Origin of the sequence: Streptomyces sp. NPDC091280, from assembly GCF_044768565.1 — a bacterium.
In the GTDB taxonomy this organism is placed as follows: Bacteria; Actinomycetota; Actinomycetes; order Streptomycetales; family Streptomycetaceae; genus Streptomyces.
Genome location: NZ_JBIVUZ010000016.1, coordinates 238,430 through 257,227, shown reverse-complemented (window position 1 = coordinate 257,227; position 18,798 = coordinate 238,430). Strand labels below are relative to the sequence as shown.

At 70.3% G+C, this 18,798-nt stretch carries 16 protein-coding genes; 11 read left to right on the top strand and 5 right to left on the bottom strand.

What is annotated here, in order from left to right:
* Positions 1-9 precede the first annotated feature (9 nt).
* A complete protein-coding gene (locus tag ACIQPR_RS40470; RefSeq protein ID WP_403659597.1) occupies positions 10-915 on the bottom strand; it encodes a helix-turn-helix domain-containing protein in 906 nt (301 codons plus the stop codon).
* A 159-nt stretch (positions 916-1,074) separates the two neighbouring features.
* Positions 1,075-1,326: a DUF397 domain-containing protein gene (locus ACIQPR_RS40465; RefSeq protein ID WP_403659594.1), complete on the bottom strand. Its 252-nt coding sequence runs from the start codon at positions 1,324-1,326 to the stop codon at positions 1,075-1,077.
* 210 nt (positions 1,327-1,536) lie between these two features.
* On the opposite strand from ACIQPR_RS40465, the gene ACIQPR_RS40460 reads away from it, so the two are divergent.
* Positions 1,537-2,085 carry an ATP-binding protein gene (locus ACIQPR_RS40460; RefSeq protein ID WP_403659591.1) on the top strand — a complete coding sequence of 183 codons (549 nt, stop codon included), beginning with the start codon at positions 1,537-1,539 and terminating at the stop codon, positions 2,083-2,085.
* Positions 2,086-2,181: 96 nt separating this feature from the next.
* On the opposite strand, the gene ACIQPR_RS40455 is transcribed toward ACIQPR_RS40460, so the two are convergent.
* Both ACIQPR_RS40455 and ACIQPR_RS40450 read right to left on the bottom strand, forming a co-directional pair.
* Positions 2,182-2,985: an SAM-dependent methyltransferase gene (locus ACIQPR_RS40455; RefSeq protein WP_403659588.1), complete on the bottom strand. Its 804-nt coding sequence runs from the start codon at positions 2,983-2,985 to the stop codon at positions 2,182-2,184.
* A gap of 70 nt (positions 2,986-3,055) precedes the next feature.
* Positions 3,056-4,063, bottom strand: a complete 1,008-nt coding sequence (locus ACIQPR_RS40450) for a LacI family DNA-binding transcriptional regulator (protein ID WP_403659681.1) — start codon at positions 4,061-4,063, stop codon at positions 3,056-3,058.
* 271 nt (positions 4,064-4,334) lie between these two features.
* Here ACIQPR_RS40450 and ACIQPR_RS40445 point away from each other — a divergent pair, with 271 nt between their 5' ends.
* From ACIQPR_RS40445 to ACIQPR_RS40415, 7 genes are read left to right on the top strand one after another with little or no spacing between them, the layout of a single operon-like run.
* On the top strand, positions 4,335-5,627 hold the full coding sequence (locus tag ACIQPR_RS40445) for an ABC transporter substrate-binding protein (protein ID WP_403659585.1): 1,293 nt from the start codon (positions 4,335-4,337) through the stop codon (positions 5,625-5,627).
* A 6-nt stretch (positions 5,628-5,633) separates the two neighbouring features.
* Positions 5,634-6,527, top strand: coding sequence for a carbohydrate ABC transporter permease (locus tag ACIQPR_RS40440; RefSeq protein ID WP_403659582.1), 894 nt, complete (start codon positions 5,634-5,636; stop codon positions 6,525-6,527).
* Positions 6,524-7,426 (top strand): carbohydrate ABC transporter permease, encoded by a 903-nt coding sequence (locus tag ACIQPR_RS40435; RefSeq protein ID WP_403659579.1) that lies wholly within the window; start codon positions 6,524-6,526, stop codon positions 7,424-7,426. The genes ACIQPR_RS40440 and ACIQPR_RS40435 overlap by 4 nt, the downstream gene beginning before the upstream one ends.
* A 43-nt stretch (positions 7,427-7,469) precedes the next feature.
* Positions 7,470-8,726, top strand: coding sequence for a glycosyl hydrolase (locus ACIQPR_RS40430; protein ID WP_403659576.1), 1,257 nt, complete (start codon positions 7,470-7,472; stop codon positions 8,724-8,726).
* Positions 8,723-10,741, top strand: a complete 2,019-nt coding sequence (locus tag ACIQPR_RS40425) for an endo-beta-N-acetylglucosaminidase (protein WP_403659573.1) — start codon at positions 8,723-8,725, stop codon at positions 10,739-10,741. The genes ACIQPR_RS40430 and ACIQPR_RS40425 overlap by 4 nt, the downstream gene beginning before the upstream one ends.
* Positions 10,742-10,783: 42 nt before the next feature.
* Positions 10,784-13,798, top strand: coding sequence for an alpha-mannosidase (locus ACIQPR_RS40420; protein ID WP_403659570.1), 3,015 nt, complete (start codon positions 10,784-10,786; stop codon positions 13,796-13,798).
* 47 nt (positions 13,799-13,845) lie between these two features.
* On the top strand, positions 13,846-14,313 hold the full coding sequence (locus ACIQPR_RS40415; RefSeq protein WP_403659567.1) for a DUF4231 domain-containing protein: 468 nt from the start codon (positions 13,846-13,848) through the stop codon (positions 14,311-14,313).
* Between the two features lie 21 nt (positions 14,314-14,334).
* Here ACIQPR_RS40415 and ACIQPR_RS40410 read toward each other — a convergent pair whose 3' ends face one another.
* A complete protein-coding gene (locus tag ACIQPR_RS40410) occupies positions 14,335-15,036 on the bottom strand; it encodes a FadR/GntR family transcriptional regulator (protein ID WP_403659564.1) in 702 nt (233 codons plus the stop codon).
* A gap of 164 nt (positions 15,037-15,200) precedes the next feature.
* Here ACIQPR_RS40410 and ACIQPR_RS40405 point away from each other — a divergent pair, with 164 nt between their 5' ends.
* From ACIQPR_RS40405 to ACIQPR_RS40395, 3 genes are read left to right on the top strand one after another with little or no spacing between them, the layout of a single operon-like run.
* Complete coding sequence (locus tag ACIQPR_RS40405; protein ID WP_403659561.1) at positions 15,201-16,274, top strand: sugar ABC transporter substrate-binding protein; 1,074 nt, start codon at positions 15,201-15,203, stop codon at positions 16,272-16,274.
* Positions 16,271-17,776 carry a sugar ABC transporter ATP-binding protein gene (locus tag ACIQPR_RS40400; RefSeq protein WP_403659558.1) on the top strand — a complete coding sequence of 502 codons (1,506 nt, stop codon included), beginning with the start codon at positions 16,271-16,273 and terminating at the stop codon, positions 17,774-17,776. Before ACIQPR_RS40405 ends, ACIQPR_RS40400 begins: the two co-directional genes overlap by 4 nt.
* A complete protein-coding gene (locus ACIQPR_RS40395) occupies positions 17,769-18,797 on the top strand; it encodes an ABC transporter permease (protein WP_403659555.1) in 1,029 nt (342 codons plus the stop codon). Before ACIQPR_RS40400 ends, ACIQPR_RS40395 begins: the two co-directional genes overlap by 8 nt.
* Position 18,798: the final 1 nt, after the last annotated feature.

Here is an 18,798-nt window from a genome sequence, read left to right as displayed (position 1 = left end):
GACCCGGCCTCACATGTCCTTGAGCAGCTTCTCCAGGAAGGCCACCGACTCGGGGCCGGGCAGCGCCACCAGGCTCAGCCGGTCCATCACGGCGAGATAGTGGTCGACCTCCTCCGCCTTGTCCAAGTACAGGGCGGAGGTGAGCTGTTCGAGATAGACGACGTCCGGCAGGTCCGGGACCGGGAAGCGCAGCACGGTGATCGGACCGCCGGCCGCGGCATGGCCGCCCACGTGGAAGGGCAGCACCTGGAGCGTGACGTTCGGCAGGGCGGCGGTCGCGACGAGGTGTTGGAGCTGGTCGCGCATCACGTCGGCCCCGCCGAGCGGCCTGCGCAGTGCCGCCTCGTCCACCACGACCCACAGCCTCGGCGCTCCGGGCCTGGTCAGCAACTCCTGGCGGGTCATGCGGAGTTCGACGCGGCGCTGGATGGAGTCCGGGCTGTCGGTGGGGCGGCCGAGCCGGATGACGGACTCGGCGTACCCGGCGGTCTGCAACAGGCCCGGGATGAACTGGACTTCGTAGGTGCGGATGAGGGAGGTGGCCTCCTCCAGCCCCAGGTGCTGTTCGAACCAGGCCGGGAAGGAGTCGCCGTAGGCGCGCCACCAGCCGGGTTCGTTGGCGCGGCGGGCCGAGTCCAGGAACTCCTGGCGGGCGTCCGGCTCGTGCAGGCCGTACAGCGTCAACAGGTCGGCGACATCGCGCTCTTTGAAGCCGACGCGGCCCAGTTCCATCCGGCAGAGCTTGGCGTCCGAGGCGCGGATGGCCGAAGCGGCCGTGTCCCGGGTGATGTTGAGGGACTCGCGCAGTCGGCGCAGCCGGGTGCCCAGCATGATGCGCTGGACGGTCGGGCCACCGCGCTGGAGGCTCAGTATGTCCGTGCCCGAGGGGGCGTGTTCCGGTTGAGCTGCACTCATGTTCATCCCCTCGGCGGTCGCGCCGATCCCGTCCGCGCGTTCTCGGGACCCAAAACAGGATCGTAGCACCGAGGTTCCGGATAACTGCGGGGAGTGAAGGAGCCGGAAGGTGCCGGCCTGTGTCCGGCGCCTTCCGGCCATCCGCGGGTCTGCCTGACTTCAGCGGCCGGGGAGTAGGCCGTCGAAGTCGCCGTCCTTCACACCGCGGACGAACGCGGAGATCTCGGCGCTGGTGTAGACGAGCGCCGGACCTTCGGGGTGGCGCGAGTTGCGTACGGCGATGTGGCCGTCGGAGAGCGCGGCCAGCTCGACGCAGTTGCCCTCGGGGTTGCTGTGGTGGCTCTTGCGCCACTCCGCGCCGCTCAGCAGGGTCGCCGACATGCCGTTCGCGTGCTTGGTCTGAGGCCTCATCGCTCCCCCGGAAGATCGAATGCAATTGCAGCTTCAATTGCACCCATTGGTGATGTGGAGGACGATAGCCCTCGGGGGCATCGCTCGCAAGATCATCTGCAATTGCAGCGGTAATTGCCGATGCACTTGCGTTCGCGGGGGCACTCGGAGGACCATGTTCCGGACAGGTGTAGTGCGCGCAGTTGTTCTCTTGGGGTCTCAGGGGTCGCGATGTCCGCAGAGCAAGTCGTACGGCCGCTCGACTCCCTGCGGATCGAGGGCACTTGGGAGTGGCTGTGCCGGGCCGTCGACGAAGTGGGTCGACCCGCACCGGGGCAGACCGTGACCCTGGTCCCGTCCGCCGGGGACGGGGGCGACCCTGCTCTGTGCTCCGTCCTGGTCGTGCCGCCGATGCCTCAATCGGCCCATGTGGCACGGGACTTCACCCGCGCGGCGCTCGCCGAGCGGGCCGGGGACGAAGTCGTCGACGACATGGCGGTCACCGTCTCGGAACTGGTGAGCAACGCGCTGCGCTACGGCCGGGCCCCCAACTCCCTGGTGGCACCCCAGCCTTCACTGTGGCTCGCGGTGTGGGACCGGCTGCCGTACGCGGTGTGCGCGGTCACCGACGACAGCGACCGCGTACCCGTGGAGGGGCACCCCGACGAGTTCGCGGAGTCCGGGCGCGGCCTCCAGGTGGTCTCCGCGCTCAGCGACTCCTGGGGCTGGAACCCGCGGGCGGGCGGCGGGAAGACGGTCTGGGCGCTGTTCCGGCTCTGACGCCGGACGCGGCGAGGAGCGCGAACGCGCCCGGGAGGACGAACGCGAGAAGCGGGGCACCGGCTCGACGCCGGTGCCCCGCTTCGGTGTTGGCGCTCAGACCTTGCGGCCGATACCGCAGATCGTGTCCACGTCCGACGGACCCTGCCCCACGTCGACCGGCTCCGGTCGCCACTGCGAGATCGGGACGATGCCGGGCTCGACGGGTTCGAGACCCTCGAAGAAGGCCGTCACCCGCTCGGGGCTGCGCAGGTAGTACGAGCTGGCCGAGTTGTCGTTGTACACCGAGATCGCCTGGTTGAGCGCCTGGTTGGTGTCGGTGCCGTCGGTCAGCGCGAGATAGCTGCCCGGGGGCAGTGCCTCCAGGAAGCGGGCCACGACGGCCTCGGGCTCGTCGGAGTCCGGGATCTGGCCCAGGATGCCCAGCATCGTCAGGGCGATCGGCTTGCTGAAGTCCAGCGTCCTGGCCGCCGCTTCGAGGATCGTCTCGGGGTCGCGCACATCGGCCTCGACGTAGGCGCAGGCACCCTCAGGGGTGCTCGTGAGGAGCGCCTGGGCGTGCACGAGGACCAGCGGATCGTTGTCGACGTAGACGATCCGGCTCTCGGGCGCGATGCGCTGCGCGACCTCGTGCGTGTTGTCGACGGTCGGCAGGCCGGTTCCGACGTCGAGGAACTGGCGGATGCCCGCCTCGGCGGCGAGATAGTGCACCGCCCTTACCAGGAAGCCTCGTTGGAGCCGGGCGAGGAGCGCGATGTCCGGGAACATCTTGACGATCATTTCGCCGGCTTCGCGGTCGGCGGCGTAGTTGTCCTTGCCGCCCAGGAGGAAGTTCCACACACGGGCGGAGTGCGGCCGGTCGAGCTGGAGCCGGTCGGCCAGCGGGTCTTCGGAAGTCATGGGCAAAGCCTCACACGAAGTACCCGGCGGTGTCCGGCGATTCGGGCTCGAAACGGGAGACACAGCACTTTCACACCCGGGCCGGGCCCGTGCTGTCCCGTTCGATCAGCCGCGGCACCGGTACCCGCACCGTGCGCGCCGGTCCGCCGTCCAGCAGCGCGGTCAACTCCCGGGCCGCCGTGCGGCCGAACTCCACACTGTCCCGGGACAGCGCCGACAGCCACGGCCGGACCATGCGGCACAGCGCCGAGTCCTCCCACGCGACCACCGACACGTCCGCCGGTACGGAGAAGCCGAGTTCGGTCGCGGCGGCCACCCCGGCGACGGCCATCACGTCGTTGTCGTAGATCAACGCCGTCGGGGGAGCGGCCACTTCGAGCACCCGGCGGGTGACGGCGGCGCCCGCCGCGTCCGAGTAGTCGGTGGTCACCGAGCGCACCTCGGACAGCCCGCGCCGCGCGGCCTCGGCGCGCAGGGCGCGGATCCGGCGCTCGGTGTGCGCGAGACCGGGCAGACCGGCGATGTGCGCGACACGGCGGTGGCCGCGCGCGTACAACTCGTCGACCACGGACGCCATCGCGCCCGCGTCGTCGGCCCACACCGTCGACAGTCCGGGATGCCGTTCGTCCGGCGCGCCGCCTATCACCACGGCGGGCAGGCCCAGTTCGTCGAGGAGGTCGGGCCGTGGATCGGCGGTGCGCGGATCGGCCACCAGGACGCCGTCCACCCGGTGTTCGGCCCACCAGCGCCGGTACACCGCGCACTCGTCGTCCACGTCCTGGGCCATCTGGAAGAGCAGCCCGAGATGGCGCTCGGCCAGTATCTCCTGGATGCCCGAGACGAGTTGGAGGAAGAACGAGTCGACGCCGAGGGTGTCCGCGGGCCGGGCCAGCACGAAACCGACCGTCGCCGCGCCCTCCCCGGACAGCGCCCGCGCGGCCGTGCTCGGCCGCCAGCCGAGCTGCTCCGCGACCCGGCGCACCCGGTCACGGGTGATCTCCGAGACGCCGGGCCGGCCGTTGAGCGCGAAGGAGACCGCGCTCTCGGACACCCCGGCGCGCTGCGCGATGTCCTTCATCGTCGGCCGACGCGCGGGCGACCGCTTGCCTGACAAGCCCACTCCCCATTCCTTCGATGCCGCGCACTAATGCGCTTGAGCCAGCACACCCTAAAGCGCATTAGTGATCCACCGCAAGAATGCGGACGCACGTCGCTGAGCTGCGATGTTGGCCGGATCAGGCCAACTAATGAATTTAGCTGAGCGGAATCCATTGACGCGCCCCGTGGACAGCGTGCAAGGTCTGCCCCGGCATCATTTGCCAACCCCACTGCAAAGGAGCCCACTCGCCGTGCGCATCTCCCGCAGAGCCTTCGCCGCCGCTGCCGCCGCCGTAGTCCTCATGCCGCTGAGCGCCTGCGGCTCCGGAGGGGACGACGGCGGATCGACCGACGCCTCGGGCAAGGTCGAGGGCGACATCACCTTCCAGACCTGGAACCTCCGCGCCAACTTCAAGTCCTACTTCGAGGGCGTGATCTCCGGCTTCGAGAAGCAGTACCCCGGCACCCATGTGAAGTGGATCGACCAGCCCGCCGAGGGCTACGCCGACAAGATCAGCGCCGACGCCGCCGCCGGCACCCTGCCCGACGTCGTCAACGTCTCCCCGGACCTGGTCGCCCCGCTCGCCAAGGCGGGCCTCGCGACGGACCTCGACAAGGCGGCCGCGAAGTACCGGAGCGAGTACCTGTCCGGAGCCTGGGCCAGCCACCAGATACCGGGCATGACCGGCACCTACGCCTTCCCCTGGTACCTCAACACCGGACCGCTCTTCTACAACAAGTCCCTCTTCAGGCAGGCCGGACTCGACGCCGACCAGCCACCGAAGACCTACGACGAACTCTTCGCCCAGGCACTCCAGTTGGCGAAGAAGACCGACGGCAAGGTCGCCACCCTCGCCAACGTCCCCACCGTCGAGGACTTCGGCCGCTACGGCGTCCAGCTCATGAACAAGGCCGGCACCGCCTTCGCCTTCAACGACGCGAAGGGCGTCGAACTCCTCACCAAGTACAAGGAGTTGTACGACGCGAAGGCCCTCGACCCGCAGGCGCTCACCGCCACCCCCGAGTCGTCCGGCAAGAAGTTCCTCACCGGGGCCGTCGCCATGAACCCCGGCAGCGCCCTGGACCTCGACAACTTCAAGAAGCAGGCGCCCAGCCTGTACAAGAACATCGGCATCACCGACCAGATCACCAGCACCGGGCACGTCAACATGTACGTCATGGGCGTGATGGTCAACTCCAAGACCAAGCACACCCCCGCCGCCGTGGCCTTCGCGCACTACGTCACCGACGCCCGGCAGCAGATGTCGTTCGCGAAGCAGGTCGCCATCTTCCCGAGCACCGCGGGCTCCCTCGACGACCCGTACTTCACCAAGGAGGACGGCACCGACGAGACCCGGGTGCGGATCGCCGCCGCCAAGTCCCTGAAGAACGCGGTGAACTACACGCCGGTGCTGTTCAGCGAGCAGATGAAGACCGCGCTGCGCAACGAGGTGGCCAAGGCCTTGCAGGGCAAGGAGAGCCCCAAGGCGGCTCTTGACAACGCTGTCAAGCAGTGCGACACGCTGCTCCAGCAGCAGGGGTAGTCCGCGATGGCCCTCTCCACCGTCTCCCGGGTGCGGCGCCAACTGCCCACCAGCCCCTGGCTGTTCGCCGCCCCCGGGCTGCTGATCACCGGCGTCTTCATCCTCTATCCGTTCGGTTCCACGCTCGCCAACGCCTTCACGGACCGGCGCACCCTGCTCCCGGGCCGCTTCGTGGGCTTCGCCAACTTCCGCGAGCTGTGGCACGACGACATGTTCTGGACCGGCCTGCGCAACAGCACCCTGTACATCCTCGGGGTGGTGCCCGCGCTCGTCGTACTCCCGTTGCTGCTGGCCCTGTTGGTGCAGAAGAACATCCCCGGCATCACCTTCTTCCGGTCCGCCTTCTACACGCCGGTCGTCGCGTCGATCGTCGTGGTCGGGCTGATCTGGGTCTGGCTGCTGGACGAACGCGGCCTGGTCAACTCGCTGTTGGAGGCGATCGGCGTCGGCCGGGTCGGTTTCCTGAGCGACCAGTGGCTGCTGTTGCTGAGCGCCATGGCCGTCACGGTCTGGAAGGGCCTCGGCTACTACATGATCATTTACCTGGCCGCGCTCGCCAACGTGCCGCGCGAACTGCACGAGGCCGCCTCGGTCGACGGCGCGGGCGCGGTCCGCCGCTTCTTCACGGTCACCGTGCCCGCCGTCCGCTCCACCATGGTCCTCGTCGGGGCGCTGTCCTCGGTGGCCGCCTTCAAGGTGTTCTCCGAGGTCTATCTGATGGCGGGCCCCAGCGGTGGCCCGGCCGGCGAGGACACCACCCTCGTGATGCTCGTCCAGCGCACCGGCACCGGCCTGACCGGACGGGTCGGCTACGCCTCCGCGCTTTCGGTCGTCGTCTTCGTCGTCACCGTCGCACTGATGCTGCTCGTGCTGCGGGCCGACCGGAAGGAGGACGCTTGAGCGTCATCGAACGCACAAGACCCGTCCAGAAGGCGGCAGTTCGCGAATCCCGCGTCACCGACGAGCACGGCCGCCGCATCCGCGGCTGGGAACTCGCCCTGCGCTACACGCTGTTGCTGGCCGTCCTCGCCATCACGGTCGGCCCCTTCCTGTGGCAGCTCTCCACCTCGCTCAAGGGCCCGACCGAGGACATCTACAGCTCACCGCCGACCTTCCTCCCCGAACACCCCACGCTGCACAACTACCAACGGGTCGCCGACACCATCCCCGTCTGGGACTACGCCCTCAACTCGCTGAAGGTCGCCGCCGCCAACGTCGTCACCAACTGCGTCGGCTCGGCCCTCGCGGGCTACGCGCTGGCCCGGCTGCGCTACCGGGGCCGCCGCGTGGCCACCCTGGTCTTCATCCTCGCGATGCTCGTGCCGGTGGAGGGCATCATCATCGCCCAGTTCACCACCATGCGGGAGCTGGGCCTGAACAACACCCTGATCGGGGTGGTCCTCCCCGGCTGCATCGGCGCGATGAACGTCCTGCTGATGCGCAACGCCTTCCTCAACCTGCCCTACGAGATCGAGGAGGCGGCCTACGTCGACGGCGCCAACGTCTGGCAGCGGTTCCTGCGGATCGCGCTGCCGTCCGTGAAGGGCACGATCGCGGTCGTCGCGATCTTCGCCTTCATGGGCGCCTGGGACGACTTCCTGTGGCCGCTCATCGTGCTCAGCGACCCGTCCCGGTTCACGCTCACCATCGGCCTCAACTACCTGCACGGCACCTTCGCCAACGACGAACGCCTGGTGGCGGCCGGCACGGTGATCGCCGTGGCCCCGCTGATCGCCCTCTTCGCCTGCCTCCAGCGGTACTTCTTCCGAGGAGTGGGCGAGGGCGCGGTGAAAGGCTGACCTCTCCTCGCATCCGGCCACGCACTACAGAACCAGGATCCCGATGTCTGCTGCCGTGCGCTTCGGCGTCAACTACACCCCCAGCCAAGGGTGGTTCCACCACTGGCTCGACTTCGACCCCGACTCCGTGCGCGCCGACCTCGACTCGATCGCCGAGCTGGGCCTCGACCACGTCCGGGTCTTCCCGCTGTGGCCGTACTTCCAGCCCAACCGCACCCTGATCCGCCCCAAGGCCGTGGAACAGCTCGTCCAGCTGGTCGACGCGGCCGGTGAGCGCGGCCTCGACGTCAACGTCGACGGTCTGCAAGGGCACTTGAGCAGTTTCGACTACCTGCCGGCCTGGACCCGCACCTGGCACCGCCGCAACCTCTTCACCGACCCGGACGTCCTCGACGGCCAGGCCGCCTATCTGCGCACCCTCGCCGCCGCCCTCGCCGACCGGCCGAACTTCCTCGGCATGACCCTCGGCAACGAGATCAACCAGTTCTCGGCGGACCCGCATCCGGACCCCGACCGGGCGACCGAGGCGCAGATCGACGCCTGGCTGGAGCGGATGCTCGCCGCCTGCGCGCAGGGCGCGCCCGGCAAGCCGCATCTGCACGCCGAGTACGACGCGACCTGGTACCAGGACGACATGCCCTTCACCCCGGCCCAGGCCGCCCGCCGGGGCGCGATGACGGCCGTGCACTCCTGGGTCTTCAACGGCACCGCCCAACGCCACGGCCGTACCTCGGTGCCCAGCGAACACCACGCCGCGTATCTCGTCGAACTGAGCAAGGCCTGGGCCGACGAACCGCACCGGCCCGTCTGGCTCCAGGAGGTCGGCGCGCCCCAGCCGCTGGTCCCCGCCGAGCACGCGGCCGACTTCGCCTCCGCGACCGTCGCCGCCGCCCTTGACTGCCCCGACCTCTGGGGCATCACCTGGTGGTGCTCCCACGACGTGTCCCGCGACCTCGCGGACTTCCCCGAACTCGAATACGGGCTGGGCCTGTTGACCAACGACCGGCGGCCCAAGGACATCGCGCTGGTGCTGGCCGAGGCGGCCCGCGAACCCACGTACACGCCCGCCGTCCGCAGCACCGCGCTCGTCGTGCCCGCCGATCCCTCGGTCCGCTCGCTCTGCGGTCCCGGCGGGCCGGTCTTCGACGCCTACTTCCGACTCGTCGCCGACGGCGCCCGACCGGCGACCGTTCTCGACGTACGCGCGGACGACAAGGACCACCTCGCCGCGCGCGGCATCACCGAAGTCGTCACTCCCGACCAGGTACTCCCCACCCCACAAGGAGGCACCAGCTCGTGAACCCGACCAGACGCACCGTCCTGCTGACCGCCGGCGCGGCGGCCCTGCTGCCCCAACTGCCCCTGCCCGCCCACGCGGAGGGTCGGGCCGCCGCCACCGCGACCCCGCCCTACGCCACCTACTGGTACCCGGACTCCCTGCCCTCCGGCACCCCGGGCACCGGCATCACCTGGCGCAGCCTGAAGACCTGGACCGCCGCCTCGGACACGGACCTGGCCTTCAACACCGCCGCCGTCCCGCTGGCCGCGCGCTTCACCCCGACCCCCGCGAACAGCACCGCCCGCTCCGGCCAGGCCCGCGTCCAGTCCCTGGTCTCCTTCGGGCCGACGTCGAGCAACCCCTCCCAGGGCGCGGCCACCGCCGACTACTACGCCCTCACCCACTGGTCCTACCTCGACGAACTCGTCTTCTGGGGCGGCTCTTCGGGCGAGGGCCTCATCCTGGCTCCCAACGCGCCGATCGTGGACGCCGCCCACCGGCACGGCGTACCCGTCCTCGGCAACATCTTCCTGCCGCCGGTCGCCTACGGCGGACAGCTCCAGTGGACCCGCGACCTGGTCCAGAAGGACGCCGCCGGGCACTACCCGCTCGCCGCCCAACTCGTCGCGGTGGCCGCCGCGTACGGCTTCGACGGCTGGTTCGTCAACGCCGAGACCGGCGGTGGGAACACCGCGCTCGGCACCGACATGCTGGGCTTCGTCGGCGAGTTGAAGTCCCTGGCCGCCGCCCGGGGACAGCGGGTCACCTGGTACGACGCGATGACCGTGAACGGGACGGTCAGCTGGCAGGGCGCGCTGAACACCTCGAACCAGGCGTTCTTCCAGGCCGCGGACGACATGTTCGTCGACTTCCGGTGGAGCACCGCCACCCTGGCGGCCTCCGGGACGAAGGCCGACGGACTGGGCCGCAGCCGCTACGAGCTGTGGGCGGGCGTCGACGTCGAGTCCAACGGGTCCGGCACGTCGGTGAGTTGGGACGCGATGGTGCCGACCACCAAGGCGCACATCACCTCCATCGGCTTCTACCGCCCCGAATGGACCCGCAACCACCTCCCCGCGACCCGCACCCCCGGCGACTTCCACGCGGCCGACGACCGCTTCTGGACCGGGCGTTCCCTCGACCCGTCGCAGCCGGACACCACCGACCCCTGGCGGGCACCGGCGGTGTCGGTCGCCGACCGCTCCACGGTCGGCGGCGCACTCCCGTTCGCCAGCGCCTTCAACACCGGGCACGGACTGCGCTGGTACGAGGACGGCACGGTCACCTCGGACACGCAGTGGAACCACCTCGGACTCCAGGACCGGCTGCCCTCCCGCCGCTGGGCCGTGCGCACGACGGGCCAACGGCCCACCGTGGCCTTCGACTTCGCGGACGCCTGGCACGGCGGCAGCAGCGTCCTGGTCACCGGCGCACTGGACCGGCCGACGACCCTGGACCTCTACGCCACCCGACTGCCGCTCACCGACGGCACCGTGGCCGACCTGACCTTCCGCACCGACAGCGGCGCCGCCGCCGTCGAACTCGCCGTCGCCACCGCCGAACCGGGCACCGCGGGATCGGCGCCGCCGTACACGTATCTTCCGGTGACGGCCCCGGACAGCGGCTGGCAGACGGTGACCGTGCCGCTCACCGGGCTCTCCGGCACACTGCACGCCATCGGCGTGCGGCTCACCGCGACGCAGGGCCCGGTCGGCTGGCGGCTCGGCGCACTCGCCGTGCGCGACGCGGACGTGTCGCCGACGCCGGGCACGCCCTCCGACTTCCGCATCAGCGCGGCCACCGGAGGCGACCTGCGCTTCGCCTGGGAGGCCGCGCCCGGCGCCGTACGCCACTACACGCTCCACCGCCTGCTGCCGGACGGCACCCGCCGCTTCCTCGGCGGCACCTGCCAGCGGGCCTTCCACGTCGCGGGGCTGGCCGCCGAACAGGGCGAGCAGCAGGCGCGGTTCGAACTCCGCGCGACCGGGGAGCTCTACACCGCGTCGGCCCCCGTGACCGTCACGTACACCTGGTAACACCCGTAGTCCCACCCGCAATCGAGCCACGGAGCACCCCACATGCATGACGACCGCAGCCTGGTCGAAGCCCGCCTCAAGCGTGTTCTCGAAGAGCGCATCCGTCCCGCCGTCCATCCAGAGTCGGTACCGCTGGAGGTGGCCGTCTGGCACGCGCCCGACGAGCCGGTGCCCGTGGCGGAGGGGCTGGCGGCCACACCGGAACCGATCGAGGTGGGCGCCCGGTGGGGTGCTCCCTGGGGGACCAGCTGGTTCCGCGTCACCGGCACCGTCCCCCAGGAGTGGGCCGGGCGGACCGTCGAGGCGCTGCTCGACCTCGGCTTCGACGAGAACATGCCCGGCTTCCAGTGCGAAGGCCTCGTCTACCGGCCCGACGGCACCCCCGTGAAGGGCCTCAACCCGCGCAACCAGTGGGTCCGGATCGGCGCGCCCGTCGCGGGCGGCGAGGAGGTGCGGCTGCATGTCGAGGCCGCGTCCAACCCCGTCATCCTCGACTACCACCCCTTCCTGCCCACACAGTTGGGCGACAAGGCGACCGCCGGCAGCGAGCCGCAGTACACGCTCACCCGCATGGACCTCGCCGTCCTCGACGAGAACGTCTGGCACCTCGTGCTCGACCTGGAGGTGGTCGGCGAGCTGATGGCCGAACTCCCGGTGGACTCCGCGCGCCGCTGGGACCTGCTGCGGGCCGTCGAGAAGGCGCTGGACGCGGTGGACCTCCAGGACGTCAACGGCACCGCGGAGCAAGCCCGTTCACAGCTGACGGCCGTGCTCTCGACGCCCGCCGTGCCGTCCGCGCACCGCATCAGCGCCATCGGGCACGCGCACATCGACTCCGCGTGGCTGTGGCCGCTGCGCGAGACGGTCCGCAAGGTCGCCCGGACCACCTCCAACATGACCGCGCTGCTGGAGGACGAACCCGACTTCGTCTTCGCCATGTCCCAGGCCCAGCAGTGGGCCTGGGTTAAGGAGCACCGGCCCGAGGTCTGGGCGCGGGTCAAGAAGGCGGTGGCGGACGGGCGGTTCGTACCGGCCGGCGGCATGTGGGTGGAGTCGGACACCAACATGCCGGGCTCGGAGGCGATGGCCCGTCAGTTCGTGCACGGGAAGCGGTTCTTCCTCGACGAGTTCGGCATCGAGAACGAGGAGGCCTGGCTGCCCGACACCTTCGGCTTCGCCGCCGGACTCCCGCAGATCATCAAGGCGGCCGGCTCCAAGTGGCTGCTGACCCAGAAGATCTCCTGGTCGCAGACGAACAAGTTCCCGCACCACACCTTCCGTTGGGAGGGCATCGACGGCACCCGGATCTTCACCCACTTCCCGCCCGTCGACACCTACAACTGCTCCATGCAGGGCCGGGAGATCGCCCACGCGGCACGCAACTTCAAGGACAAGGGCGTCGCCCGCCACTCGCTCGCGCCCACCGGCTGGGGCGACGGAGGCGGCGGCACCACCCGCGAGATGGTCGCCAAGGCGGCCCGCCTGCGCGACCTCGAAGGCTCGGCGAGGGTGGTGTGGGAGACACCGAAGGAGTTCTTCACGAAGGCCGAGGCCGAATACCCCGAACCGCCCGTCTGGGTCGGCGAGTTGTACCTCGAACTGCACCGCGCCACCCTCACCAGCCAGGCCAGGACCAAGCAGGGCAACCGGCGCAGCGAACACCTGCTGCGCGAGGCCGAGCTGTGGGCGGCGACGGCGGCGGTCCGGGCCGGATTCCCCTACCCGTACGAGGACTTGGACCGGATCTGGAAGACGGTGCTGCTGCACCAGTTCCACGACATCCTGCCCGGCTCGTCCATCGCCTGGGTGCACCGCGAGGCCCGCAGGACGTACGAGGGGCTGGCCGTCGAGCTGAACGCCGTCATCGAGGCGGCCCAGCGCGCGCTGGCGGGGGAGGGGACGCGGGAACTGCTCTTCAACTCGGCGCCCCACACCCGCGCCGGCGTGCTCGCGGGCGGGGCCCGCGTCCCGGCGGTCGAGGGCGAGTCGGCCCTCGTGCCCCGGGCCGGCGGCGGCCATGTCCTGGAGAACGGTCTGCTCCGCGTCGAGATCGACGCCCGCGGACTGGTCGTCTCCGCCTACGACATCGAGGCCGACCGCGAGACGATCGCCCCCGGCCGGGCCGCCAACCTGCTCCAACTCCACCCGGACTTCCCCAACATGTGGGACGCGTGGGACGTCGACGAGTTCTACCGCAACACCGTCACGGACCTGACGGACGCGCAGGAGGTGGCCGCCGAGGGGAACGCGGTGCGGATCGTACGGTCCTTCGGCGCGTCCCGGGTCACCCAACTGCTGTCCCTCGCCCCCGGGGAGCGGCGGCTGCTCATCGACACCGAGGTCGACTGGCACGAGACGGAGAAGTTCCTCAAGCTCGCCTTCCCGCTCGACGTGCACGCCGAACGGTACGCGTCGGAGACGCAGTTCGGGCACTTCCACCGGCCCACGCACACCAACACCTCATGGGAGGCGGCCAAGTTCGAGGCCTGCAACCACCGCTTCGTCCACCTGGAGGAACCCGGCTGGGGCGTCGCCGTCGTCAACGACTCGACGTACGGCCACGATGTGACCCGTACGGTCCGCACGGACGGCGACGCCGGTACGACCACGACGGTCCGGGTCTCCCTCCTGCGCGCCCCGCGTTTCCCGGACCCCGAGACCGACCAGGGCGTCCACCGCTTCCGGCACGCCCTGGTACCGGGCGCGGCCATCGGCGACGCCGTACGCGAAGGCTGGCGGATCAACCTGCCGGAGCGGCGGATCACGGGCGCAGAGGAGGTCGCGCCGCTGGTGGCCGTGGACCGGGACGCGGTCGTGGTCACGGCGGTGAAGCTGGCGGACGACGGGAGCGGCGACGTGGTCGTGCGCTTCCACGAGGCCCACGGGGGACGGGCACGGGCGACCCTCACGGTGGGCTTCGCGTTCGACGCGGTCACGGCCGTCGACCTGCTGGAGCGGCCGTTGACCGAGGCCGGTGAGGTGACCCGCGACGGAGACCGACTGGCGTTGCGGCTGCGTCCGTTCGAGCTGGTGACGCTGCGGTTCGGCCGCTCCTGACCCGGTGCGGCTTTCCCCGGCGGCCGTGATCGCCCGATGATGGGGTGATGAGACGAAGAACGGCCGTCGCCCAGGCGTGGGCCTCGCAGCCGGATCCGCTGCTGGCCCTCGCCCGGCAGGAGTTGGGGTTCTACGCGCGGGCCTGCGACCGGGCGAGGCGGGTGCACTACACGACGGAACTCGGCGCGCTCGCCGCCACGTCCGCGACGGTCGTGGCGGCGGGCCTGCACGCTCCTGCCTGGCTGACCGCCCTGATCGCGGGCGGCGCCGTCTTCTTCACCGGTATGCGCCAGCTCTTCAGTCCGGGCTCCCGCTGGGTCCTGGCCGCCCAGGCGAGGGAGGGGCTGCGCCGCTCGATCGACCGCTACCTCCTGCTCCCGCCCGCCGACCGGGACGCGGACGCCCGCGCCACGCTCCAGCGCGCGATCGAGGAGGTGGGCAGCAGCGAGCTGCGGGGCTGGGCCGAGGTCCAGGGTCAACGGGGTGAACCACCGCTGCCCGCGGCGGGCGGGTGAGGGCGGGATGAACTCCCTTTTCTACGATCGGAGTTGGGTCCGCAGCCACTCCTCGACCTCGCCGACGTGGGAGGCCGCCGCGGCTCGGGCCGCCTCCGGGTCGCGGGCCACCAGCGCCCGGTGGATCGCGGCGTGTTCGCGGCGGGTGCGGGCGAAGGCGCCCTCTTCCTGGTAGCCGCGCCAGACGCGGGCGCGGAAGGTCCTGGAGGACAGGCCCTCCAGGAGCGCGGCCATCGTCTCGTTGCCGGCCGCCGCCGCGATCTCGCGGTGGAAGGCGAGATCGTGGGCGAGGATCTCCTCGGGGTCGTCGGTCGCGTTCATCGCCGTCAAGTGCTTCTCGACCTCGGCCAGTTGGTCCGGGGTGATGCGGGCGGCGGCCAGGGCCGTCGCCGTCGACTCCAGGATGCGGCGGACTTCGAGGAGTTCCACCAGCTGCGGGCCGCGCGAGAGATCGGCGACCACACCGAAGGTCTCCAGCAGGTCGCCAGCCTCCAGCTGGGTGACGTAGATGCCCGAGCCGTGCCGGGCCTCCAGCACGCCGAGGACCGTGAGCGCGCGGATCGCCTCGCGCATCGAGCTGCGGGAGATGCCCAGTTGGGCCGCGAGATCGCGCTCGGTGGGCAGCCGCTGGCCCGGCTCCAGGCCGCCCTCGCGGATCAGCGCCTTGATCGAGTCGATGGCGCGCTGCGTCACGGTGCCCTTCTGCGGGGCCGTCTCGTCCACGCCAATCCTCCACTCACCGGGTCTGCCGCAGTCTAACCACTGATGTGGTCGGACCACTACGACGGAAATCCCGGAAAATCTGTCACTGGAGGGTGTTGTTTCCGGGAAGTGGTCTGATAAATATGCGGTCATCTGCTCGGACACGCTCAACGAGGAGCCACCAAATGCTCGGCAGGACAGTGGGGATACGCGGCAGGTTGCGGACGGTCGGTGCGGTGGCCGCGGTGACGGGCACCGCGCTGGTGCTCGCCGCGTGCGGCAGCACCAAGGACACCGGCGCGAGCAGCGCCGGCGGCGGCAGCGGCACCGGCAAGGTGGGGGTGATCCTGCCCCTGCTGACCTCGCCGTTCTGGCAGTCGTACAACGACTACGTGCCGAAGATGGCGAAGTCGGAAGGCGTCGACGCGCTGAAGACGGTCAACTCCAACAGCGACCCCTCGCAGCAGATCACCGACATCAACAACGAGCTGAACCAGGGCGTCAAGGGTCTGGTCGTCGCCCCGCTGGACAGCGCCGCCATCGAGGCCGGCCTCGACCAGGCCGACCGCAAGGGCGTCCCGGTCGTCGCCGTCGACGTCGCGCCCGACAAGGGCAAGGTCGCCATGGTCGTGCGCGCCGACAACGTCGCGTACGGCGAGAAGGCCTGCGAGTACCTCGGGGCGCACATCACCAGCGGCAAGGTCGTGCAGATCATGGGCGACCTGGCGTCCGTCAACGGCCGTGACCGCTCGGAGGCGTTCAGAGCCTGTGTGAAGAAGAAGTACCCGAAACTGAAGGTCCTGGAGATCCCCGCCAAGTGGGAGTCCGACACCGCGGCCTCCAAGCTCGACACGCTCCTCAACGCCAACCCGGACATCAAGGGCATCTACATGCAGGCGGGCGGCGTCTATCTCGCGCCCACCCTCCAGACCCTCAAGTCCAAAGGCATGTTGAAGACGGCGGGCCAGGCCGGGCACATCATGATCGTCTCGAACGACGGCATCCCGCAGGAGTTCGACGCGATCCGCAAGGGCGAGATCGACGCCACCGTCTCCCAGCCGGCCGACGCCTACGCCAAGTACGGCATGTACTACATCAAGGCCGCGATGGCGGGGAAGACCTTCCAGCCCGGCCCCACCGACCACGACTCCACGATCGTCAAGCTGCCCAGCGGCATCCTGGAGGACCAGCTGCCCGCGCCCCTGGTCACCAAGGACAACGTCGACGATCCCAAGCTCTGGGGCAACACGGTCAAATGAGCAGCCCATCGACCACCCCGCTGGTGGAGGCGACGGGAATCGTCAAGCGGTACGGCCCCACCGTCGCCCTCGCCGACGGCCGACTGACCGTGCTGCCGGGCGAGTCCCACGCCCTCGTCGGCCGCAACGGCGCCGGCAAGTCCACCCTCGTCACCGTGCTCACCGGGCTCCAGGCCCCCGACGAGGGCGAGGTCCGTTTCGACGGCGAGCCGGCCCCCGCGCTCGCCGACCGGGACGCCTGGCGCGCCAAGGTGGCCTGCGTCTATCAACGACCCACCGTGGTGCCCGAGTTGACGGTCGCCGAGAACCTGTTCATCAACCGGCAGCCGGTCTCGCGCGGCGGAGTCATCAGCTGGCGCAGGCTCCGCACCGAGGCCGCCGCACTCCTCGACACCTGGGACGTGCGCGTCGACCCCGAGGCGCGCACCGCCGACCTCAAGGTCGAGGACCGCCAAATGGTCGAGATCGCACGGGCGTTGAGCTTCGGCGCCCGGTTCATCGTCCTCGACGAACCGACCGCCCAGCTCGACAACCGGGAGATCGAGCGGCTCTTCACCCGGATGCGGGCGCTCCAGGAGTCCGGTGTCACCTTCCTGTTCATCTCGCACCACCTCCAGGAGGTGTACGAGGTGTGCCAGACCGTCACCGTGCTGCGTGACGCCCGCTGGATCACCACCGCGCCCGTCGCCGACCTCCCGCGGCGCGCCCTGGTGGAGGCGATGGCGGGCGAGTCGATCGACGAACTGGAGCTGAGGCCACGGGAGTCGGAAGACTCGGCACCCGTCCGGCTCGACGCGCGCGGGCTCACCTCCGAGTCGTACGAGGACGTCGATCTCACCGTCCGGCGCGGTGAGGTCGTCGGGCTCGCCGGGTCGAGCGGCAGCGGCAAGATCGAACTGGCCGAGTCCTTCACCGGGTTGTACACGCCGACCGGCGGCACGGCGCGACTCGACGGCGAGAGGCTGCCGTTCGGAGATGTGGGCGCCGCGCTCAAGGCCGGCGTCGGGTGTGTGCCGCGCGACCGGCACGGGCAGGGGCTGGTCTTCGGGATGAGCATCGGCGACAACGCCACCATGTCCGTCCTGGACCGGCTCGGCCGCTTCGGCTTCGTGGGCACCGAGCGCAGACGGCGCTTCGCCACCGAGCTGATCGACCGGCTCGACATCCACGCCGAGGGCCCCGACCAGCCCGTCTCCGACCTGTCCGGCGGCAACGCGCAGAAGGTCGTCATGGCCCGCGCCCTCGCCTCCGACCCGAGGCTGCTGGTCCTCATCAACCCCACCGCGGGCGTGGACGTGAAGTCCAAGGAGTCACTCCTCGCTCGCATGGACAGCGCCCGCGACGACGGCACCGCCGTCCTCGTCGTCTCCGACGAACTCGACGACCTGCGGCGCTGCGACCGCGTCCTCGTCCTCTTCCACGGCCGTGTCGTCGCCGAGCACCCGGCGGGCTGGCGCGACCACGAGCTGATCGCCTCCATCGAAGGAGTGGACCATGGCTGACACCAAGGCGGCCCCGCCGCTCGCCGCCCCACGCGTCGCCAAGGCGGCCTCGGCCCGCACGGTCCTGCTCCGCAGGGCCCGCGAACTCGCCCTCGTACCGGCCCTGTTGGTGCTCCTGGTGCTGGGCACGATCGTCAACGACTCGTTCCTCACCGAACGGAACCTGATCTCCATCCTGGGCGCCTCGGCCGCGCTCGCGATGGTCGTGCTCGCCGAGTCGCTGATCCTGATCACCGGCAAGATCGACCTCTCCCTGGAGTCGGTGGTCGGCATCGCGCCCGCCATCGGCGCCCTGCTGGTGCTGCCGGCCGCCGAGTCCGGCTGGGGCACGGAGTGGTCGGCGCCGCTCGCCCTGGTCGCGATCCTCGTCGTGGGCGGGATCATCGGCGCCTTCAACGGCGTCCTCGTGGTGAAGTTCAAGCTCAACGCCTTCATCGTCACCCTCGCCATGCTGATCGTGCTGCGCGGACTGCTGGTCGGCGCCACCAAGGGCAAGACGCTGTTCGGCATGCCCGACTCCTTCTTCACCCTGGCCACCAGCACCTTCCTCAGCGTCCCGATGTCGGTGTGGCTGGCGGCGGTCTGCTTCGCGGTCGCCGGATTCGTGCTCAAGTACCACCGCGTCGGCCGCGCCCTGTACGCGATCGGCGGCAACCAGGAGGCGGCCCGCGCGGCCGGCATCCGCGTCGACCGCATGCTCCTTGGGGTGTCGATCGTGGCCGGCGTCCTCGCCTCCGTCGGCGGGATCATGCAGACCGGCTACGTCGGCGCGATCAGCGCCAACCAGGGCAACAACATGATCTTCACCGTGATGGCGGCGGCGGTCATCGGCGGCATCAGCCTCGACGGCGGCAAGGGCACGATGTTCGGCGCCCTGACCGGCGTACTGCTCCTCGGGGTCGTGCAGAACCTGCTCACCCTCGCCCAGGTCCCGTCCTTCTGGATCCAGGCCATCTACGGCGGAATCATCCTGGTCGCCCTCATGATCGCCCGGGTCACCACCGGCCGCGCCCAAGACTGAC

What these genes read in the sequence shown, in the direction of transcription:
- ACIQPR_RS40465 (WP_403659594.1), bottom strand. Translation starts at nt 1,326, where the DNA reads ATGAGGCCTCAGACCAAGCACGCGAACGGCATGTCGGCGACCCTGCTG.
- ACIQPR_RS40470 (WP_403659597.1), bottom strand. Translation starts at nt 915, where the DNA reads ATGAGTGCAGCTCAACCGGAACACGCCCCCTCGGGCACGGACATACTG.
- ACIQPR_RS40420 (WP_403659570.1), top strand. Translation starts at nt 10,784, where the DNA reads ATGCATGACGACCGCAGCCTGGTCGAAGCCCGCCTCAAGCGTGTTCTC.
- ACIQPR_RS40400 (WP_403659558.1), top strand. Translation starts at nt 16,271, where the DNA reads ATGAGCAGCCCATCGACCACCCCGCTGGTGGAGGCGACGGGAATCGTC.
- ACIQPR_RS40460 (WP_403659591.1), top strand. Translation starts at nt 1,537, where the DNA reads ATGTCCGCAGAGCAAGTCGTACGGCCGCTCGACTCCCTGCGGATCGAG.
- ACIQPR_RS40405 (WP_403659561.1), top strand. Translation starts at nt 15,201, where the DNA reads ATGCTCGGCAGGACAGTGGGGATACGCGGCAGGTTGCGGACGGTCGGT.
- ACIQPR_RS40395 (WP_403659555.1), top strand. Translation starts at nt 17,769, where the DNA reads ATGGCTGACACCAAGGCGGCCCCGCCGCTCGCCGCCCCACGCGTCGCC.
- ACIQPR_RS40430 (WP_403659576.1), top strand. Translation starts at nt 7,470, where the DNA reads ATGTCTGCTGCCGTGCGCTTCGGCGTCAACTACACCCCCAGCCAAGGG.
- ACIQPR_RS40455 (WP_403659588.1), bottom strand. Translation starts at nt 2,985, where the DNA reads ATGACTTCCGAAGACCCGCTGGCCGACCGGCTCCAGCTCGACCGGCCG.
- ACIQPR_RS40440 (WP_403659582.1), top strand. Translation starts at nt 5,634, where the DNA reads ATGGCCCTCTCCACCGTCTCCCGGGTGCGGCGCCAACTGCCCACCAGC.
- ACIQPR_RS40415 (WP_403659567.1), top strand. Translation starts at nt 13,846, where the DNA reads ATGAGACGAAGAACGGCCGTCGCCCAGGCGTGGGCCTCGCAGCCGGAT.
- ACIQPR_RS40450 (WP_403659681.1), bottom strand. Translation starts at nt 4,063, where the DNA reads ATGAAGGACATCGCGCAGCGCGCCGGGGTGTCCGAGAGCGCGGTCTCC.